This is a genomic window from Bartonella sp. TS82HLJMH, from assembly GCF_042193495.1.
GTDB lineage: Bacteria > Pseudomonadota > Alphaproteobacteria > Rhizobiales > Rhizobiaceae > Bartonella > Bartonella grahamii.
Map to the genome: position 1 here is coordinate 1 of NZ_JBHILU010000030.1, position 5,669 is coordinate 5,669.

General features: G+C 35.2%; 8 protein-coding genes. 4 read left to right on the plus strand and 4 right to left on the minus strand.

What is annotated here, in order from left to right; genetic code table 11:
* Window positions 1–86: 86 nt before the first annotated feature.
* Together ACFIKO_RS08505 and ACFIKO_RS08510 are read right to left on the minus strand one after the other, a co-directional pair.
* Window positions 87–407 carry an addiction module antidote protein gene (locus ACFIKO_RS08505; protein WP_317992657.1) on the minus strand — a complete coding sequence of 107 codons (321 nt, stop codon included), beginning with the start codon at window positions 405–407 and terminating at the stop codon, window positions 87–89.
* Window positions 394–696: a type II toxin-antitoxin system RelE/ParE family toxin gene (locus tag ACFIKO_RS08510; protein ID WP_375673779.1), complete on the minus strand. Its 303-nt coding sequence runs from the start codon at window positions 694–696 to the stop codon at window positions 394–396. Before ACFIKO_RS08510 ends, ACFIKO_RS08505 begins: the two co-directional genes overlap by 14 nt.
* 157 nt (window positions 697–853) lie before the next feature.
* On the opposite strand from ACFIKO_RS08510, the gene ACFIKO_RS08515 reads away from it, so the two are divergent.
* The 4 genes from ACFIKO_RS08515 (at window position 854) to ACFIKO_RS08530 (ending at window position 4,393) form a co-directional block, all read left to right on the plus strand.
* On the plus strand, window positions 854–1,516 hold the full coding sequence (locus ACFIKO_RS08515; RefSeq protein WP_375673775.1) for a lysozyme: 663 nt from the start codon (window positions 854–856) through the stop codon (window positions 1,514–1,516).
* Window positions 1,513–1,740 carry a hypothetical protein gene (locus ACFIKO_RS08520; RefSeq protein ID WP_375673776.1) on the plus strand — a complete coding sequence of 76 codons (228 nt, stop codon included), beginning with the start codon at window positions 1,513–1,515 and terminating at the stop codon, window positions 1,738–1,740. Before ACFIKO_RS08515 ends, ACFIKO_RS08520 begins: the two co-directional genes overlap by 4 nt.
* 131 nt (window positions 1,741–1,871) lie before the next feature.
* The gene (locus tag ACFIKO_RS08525; protein ID WP_375620805.1) at window positions 1,872–2,084 is read left to right on the plus strand and encodes a hypothetical protein; all 213 of its coding nucleotides are present in this window, start codon (window positions 1,872–1,874) and stop codon (window positions 2,082–2,084) included.
* 266 nt (window positions 2,085–2,350) lie between these two features.
* Window positions 2,351–4,393: a hypothetical protein gene (locus ACFIKO_RS08530; RefSeq protein WP_375673777.1), complete on the plus strand. Its 2,043-nt coding sequence runs from the start codon at window positions 2,351–2,353 to the stop codon at window positions 4,391–4,393.
* Between the two features lie 47 nt (window positions 4,394–4,440).
* Here the strand turns inward: ACFIKO_RS08530 and ACFIKO_RS08535 are convergent, their stop codons facing one another.
* On the minus strand, window positions 4,441–4,971 hold the full coding sequence (locus ACFIKO_RS08535) for an antA/AntB antirepressor family protein (protein WP_375650780.1): 531 nt from the start codon (window positions 4,969–4,971) through the stop codon (window positions 4,441–4,443).
* Between the two features lie 275 nt (window positions 4,972–5,246).
* A partial coding sequence (locus ACFIKO_RS08540) for a tyrosine-type recombinase/integrase (RefSeq protein ID WP_375673778.1) occupies window positions 5,247–5,669 on the minus strand: 423 nt, incomplete at its 5' end.

Consider the following 5,669-nt stretch of genomic DNA (forward strand, 5'->3'; position numbering starts at 1 on the left):
TCTTTGCCATCAGAAGTAAGGTAGTGACGTATTTCAAACATGATGTATATTCGTTTATAAACGAATATTTGTCAAGACGGAGGTGGTCAAGATGCTTCTTCTAAAGCCGCTTGTTCCTTACAATTATTTTGGATAGGCGCTAAACTAATCTGCAAATTTAAAGCACTCAAAACACTGAGAAAAGTAGAAAGTCGTGGATCACCTTTATCGCTTAAAGAACGATAAAGAGACTCGCGATTTAGTCCTGTCTCTTGAGAAACAGTTGTCATTCCTTGTTTACGCGCAATAATACCTAATACATGTGCAATATAGCCACTATTTTTGGTTTCTAAAGCATCATCTAATAAGATCTTAAAGTCTTCAGGCGTATTAAAATATTCACTTACATCAAATTTAGTAATTTCCATGTTTCATTTCCTTTACTAATTGAAGGGCTTTTTCGATATCTTTTTGTTGTGTGGATTTATCACCAGCATTTAATAACAAAATGATTTGTTTCCCTTGTTTTACAAAATAAATCCTATGGCCTGGTCCATAATTTATTTTTAGTTCACCAATGCCACGGAAATATTTCACGTCTCCTAGAAGCCCATATTCAAGGCGGAAAATACGTGCAGCAATTTTCTTTTGCACTTGTTTGTCTTTTAACGAGTCTAACCACTCTGTAAAATAGTGTGTTTTTTTAACAATAAACATTTGTAGTTTATATGCTACAGAATAAATAATGTCAAATACATTCTTTTGTTCCAATGAAAAAGCTACATAGGTTTTAACAAGCCATCCTTTTAAATGGGAAAGATGTCAATTTTTTAATCCAGCTCTGCTTTTGCGGGGCTTTTTTATGGAGAAACATATGCGAAAAATATCACAACAAGGGCTAGCACTGATTAAACAATGGGAAGGCTTGCGTTTGAATGCCTATAAAGATGCCATCGGGGTGTGGACAATAGGTTATGGACATACAAACAATGCTGGAAAACCTTTTGTTCATAAAGGCATGGCAATCACTGAAAAACAAGCTGAAGAACTTCTTTGCCAAGATTTAAGACAATTTGAAAATGTCGTTGAACGCGCTGTTACAGTTTCATTAACAGATGAACAATTCGCGGCGTTAGTGTCGTTTTGCTATAATGTAGGAACAGGAGCCTTTTGTAACTCGACACTGTTAAAAAAACTCAATCAAGGTGAATATGAAGCTGTCCCTGCAGAGCTACAGAAATGGACCAAAGCGGGAGGAAAACGTTTACAAGGTCTTGTACACCGGCGTGTAGCAGAGGCAGGCTTATGGGCAAAAGGGGCTTATGTTTCTTCTAATTATCAAACAGTAGAAACGCAAGCACCAACGGGGGTTTTCAAAGCAGAAGCACTTGCACCGATTATTGGCTCTTTTTCTGGGCTTGGTGGTTTGTTAGCAGGCAATGGACCAATCCAATGGGCTTTAGCAACCATTATGGTTTTAGCCGCATGTGCTGGTATTTTCTTTGTTGCTAAACGCTTTCAGGAGCATCGTCTATGATCTTATGGATGAAAAGAAATCTGATGGTTACAGGTGCGGCTTTAGCCGCTTTTTTTATGATTTTAGCAAGAGCTTTTACTCTTGGGAAAAAAGCAGAGCAACAAAAGCAAACAGAAAAAGCTTTAAAAGCAGCCACAACACGTCTGGAGGTGGAAAATGAAGTTAATCAAAAAAGTGATGCTGATGTGCGTGCTGCTCTCTCTGATTGGTTGCGCGACAAATAAATATGCTTCTTCTTGTGTTGGCTGGTTGCCAATTTATTTAGATAAGCAAGATCTGAACGCCATCAGTTCAAACTTAGCAAGAGAGATCTTAAAGCACAATAATCTAGGTGAACGCGTGTGTGGGTGGAAACATGGCTAGAAAAAAAACACAAGACGATACAGAGCTTACAGAAGCAGAAAAAGAAATACTTCAAGAAATCATCATGACCTACAAAAGTGTAAAAGTGATGTCTCGTTATACGAAATGGATTGTACTCATTATACTCTTATTAGCGCTTGATTTTTCACGTATTATGGATGCGTTTGTAAGTATTTTTACACAAAAACCAAATATCCGACTCTAAACATACTCTGAGACGCGCGAAATTCTTTAGAAAATGGATTCTTAAATTTGCTCGTCTCATGGAGACGATAGACAATGTCTTCTTCCATTTAAAACAGTGGATTTCAAAGAATTAATCTTTGAATTAATTGTTTCATGAATTTAAAGCTTCTAATAAACTGTATTTGATATGAACAGCTTCGAAATTTTAATCCTTTAAGGATGAAGAGGAAGTCAAATCTTTGTAAAACGACACAATTGATTGTCTTTTATAGATTAGAGTGGATAATGAGAACAAATTTAAGTGGCCGCGTAAGAAATACATCTTTACCAGAAAATCATGCTCTACTGCCTCTTTTTGAAGCAGTTGTAAATTCTATTCATTCCATTGAAGAAATAGGAAATGATTTTTCCTCACGCTACATTATAGTTTCAGTCATAAGATCGAAGCAAGCTTCACTACCACTTGAAAAAGATACTGAAAAACGAAACAAAACACAAATTATAGGTTTTAAAGTAATCGATAATGGTACAGGCTTTAATGATTATAATTTTCAATCATTTGAAACTTTAGACTCAGATCATAAAATAAAAAAAGGTTGCCATGGTATAGGACGACTTTTATGGCTTAAAGCTTTTGATAATATAAAAATCCGGAGTATTTATGAAACAGATAGAGGATTAAAAGGGCGTGAATTCTTATTCGACGCTGTTCAAGGTATAAAAGCATTACACGAATTTCAAGATAATTGTACAAAGAGAGAAACTGTTGTTGAGTTAACAGGTCTACAACAAAAATATAAAAATCATATTCCTAAAAAGCTACAATCTATTGCAAAAGCACTCTTAGAACATTGTCTCTGGTATTTTGCAAGAACCGGTAGTTGTCCCTCTATAACTATTGAAGATGACTCAGAAAAGATATTATTGAATGATCTATATGAACAATGCATGCATGGAGCCGTTTTTAATGAAAAAATAATAATAGAAAAGTATAACTTTTCTATTATGCATCTTAAATTTAGGTCCTTACCTTTAGAAAACCAGGCTTTATATTTTTGTGCCGCCAACAGAGTTATCACAAAAGAAGGATTATCTCATAACGTTCCTGGTATTCATACAAAACTGCAAGATGATATAGGTGAATTTATCTACTCTTGCTACGTAAGCTCTCCTTTTTTGGATGAAAGAGTACGTGCTGAAAGAATAGGCTTTGATATTCAAGAAAATACTGAAGGGTTACTAGAGAAGGTAGAGATATCATTTGATAAAATACGGAAAGCTGTAGTCCCTAGTATTCAAAAATACTTAGATAAAGAATTAAAGCAAAACATTCAAAACAGTAAGAAAATAATTGAAAAATTCGTAGCTGAAAAAGCACCACGTTACCGTACAGTTCTAAAACATTTAACTGAAAATGACTACATAGCGTCTCCCTCAAGCTCTGACCAAAGCTTAGAGCTTCTCCTTCATAAACATCTTACTAAATTAGAAGAAAAGGCTTTAAAAGAAGGTCATGATATTTTGCAAGCTGAACAAAACGCAAATTATGAAGAATACTTAAGTAAAGTTAGCGCATATGTAGAAACTGTAAATGATCTTAATCGCTCTGATCTAATAGGTTACTTATGCCACAGAAAAGTTATCTTAGATCTTCTAGAAAAGGCTTTAAAGAAAAGCGATAAAGGCTACGCTAAAGAAAATATTATTCACAAACTCATAATGCCAATGAAGTGTGATTCCAATGACATTTCTATGGATAATTGTAATTTATGGTTAATAGATGAAAAGTTAGTTTTTCATGATTATTTAGCTTCTGACATCTCATTGAAAGCAATGCCTATTACAGGTTCTACAGAAGATAAAAGACCTGATATATGTGCCTTAAATGTATACGACACCCCTATATACGACAATCCTATTTTAATATCAGACGAAGAGCCTATGAAATTGGCATCTCTTTTTATAATAGAAATTAAACGCCCAATGAGAGATGATGCACAATCGGGAGATAAAACAGATCCTATTAAACAAGTGTTTGATTATCTAGACGAAATTAGAAAAGGTAAAGTACAAACATTCGATGGTCGTCCTATAAAAGACTCTCTTGATATACCTGGTTATTGTTATATTATCTGTGATTTAACTGATAGTATAAGGAAATGTTGCAAAAACTCGAATTTAAGAATAACAGGTGATAACATGGGGTATTTTGGATATAACGAGAATTATAAAGCTTATATAGAAGTGATTTCATTTGACAAGCTTATAGATAATGCCAAGAAAAGGCATCGGTTATTTTTCGATAAGATGAATTTGCCAATAAAATGATTTCTCCCTCCCCACTTTTGAAATGGGGAGATGAATCGTGTTTTAAACTAAGCCGCTTTCACAACAGATCTTGCTAGAACGCGCTTGGCTTCTTTTGTAACTGATTTGTAATGATCAAGCTCTTTTTCGATTTCATCTATTTTTAAAAGACGACCAAAGATAATACCCATGATTTTAGGATAATTTGTCAAAACATATTGGCGAAGATAGTTAAAATCATCAAAGCATGTATCATTATCATAATCAACAGCTTGGGTTCTCAGTTTCTTTTCACATTCAATAAAGTAACGGCGTGCTTGACGTCCTTTCTCATTGCGTTCAACCATGGAAAGTTCTTTCGCCATGTCTAAGGTGAGGTGATATTCTATGCTTGGACGACCGCCTTTAGGTTTTACTCTTTTTTGAGTAAAACTCACAAAGTCTTGATTTTCTTGAAAAGAATATTCTTCAATCCGTCGTGAAATCCAATCGTTGAAGCGTATATTAACGTCTAAAAACGTATGTAACTCACGCGCGTTAACGGTTTGAACAGTTTCCTGATCAATGATTTGTTCCGTAATTTCTATAAGAGTGTTCATAGCGAACTCCTAGTTGTTAGATGTTTTTCATTGACACTTTTTATAAAAATGCCGGGTGCTGAAAAACACGGCAACTAGCCCGTCGTTATGCTTTCCCCGTAAAGGGTATTATATGGCATAACCACACCCGACAAAGCCATTATATGCGTCTAGCATACAATGAGTCAAAGCTTTTAAATTGCGGAAGATCAGTTATTTCGGCAACCAATCCGCTAGTTGTTTTAAGGTGTTTTTCAAGCACCTCATTCGACAATAGACACATTGTTATAATCCTGTCAAGCCTCTCCTGATATAAAAGACGCCCACTGCTCTAAAAGAACATGTCGCTGTTCTAAAAAATCCGTTCGCATATAAGCTTTTGTCACTGAACTCCCAACTGAATGGGCAAGAACAGTTTCGGCAATTTCAAACGGTGTTGACGTTGTCTCTGCTATCCAATCCCGTAAGCTTGAACGAAAACCATGGGGACGATAAGTTAAGCCGCAAACTGTCATATATTTTGCCATACTTGCATCAGAAATTGGCTTGCCGGTAAGACCAGAAAAGAGAAAACCTTTTTTCTCAAAAGGGAGAGATTTTTCAATTACTTTCAAAGCTTCACGACTTAATGGCACGCGAAAATCTGAAACTTTCCCTACAATACCTTTCATGTTTTCTTTTGGTATCGTCCATATATTTTTGTCAATTTGTTCAAGGCG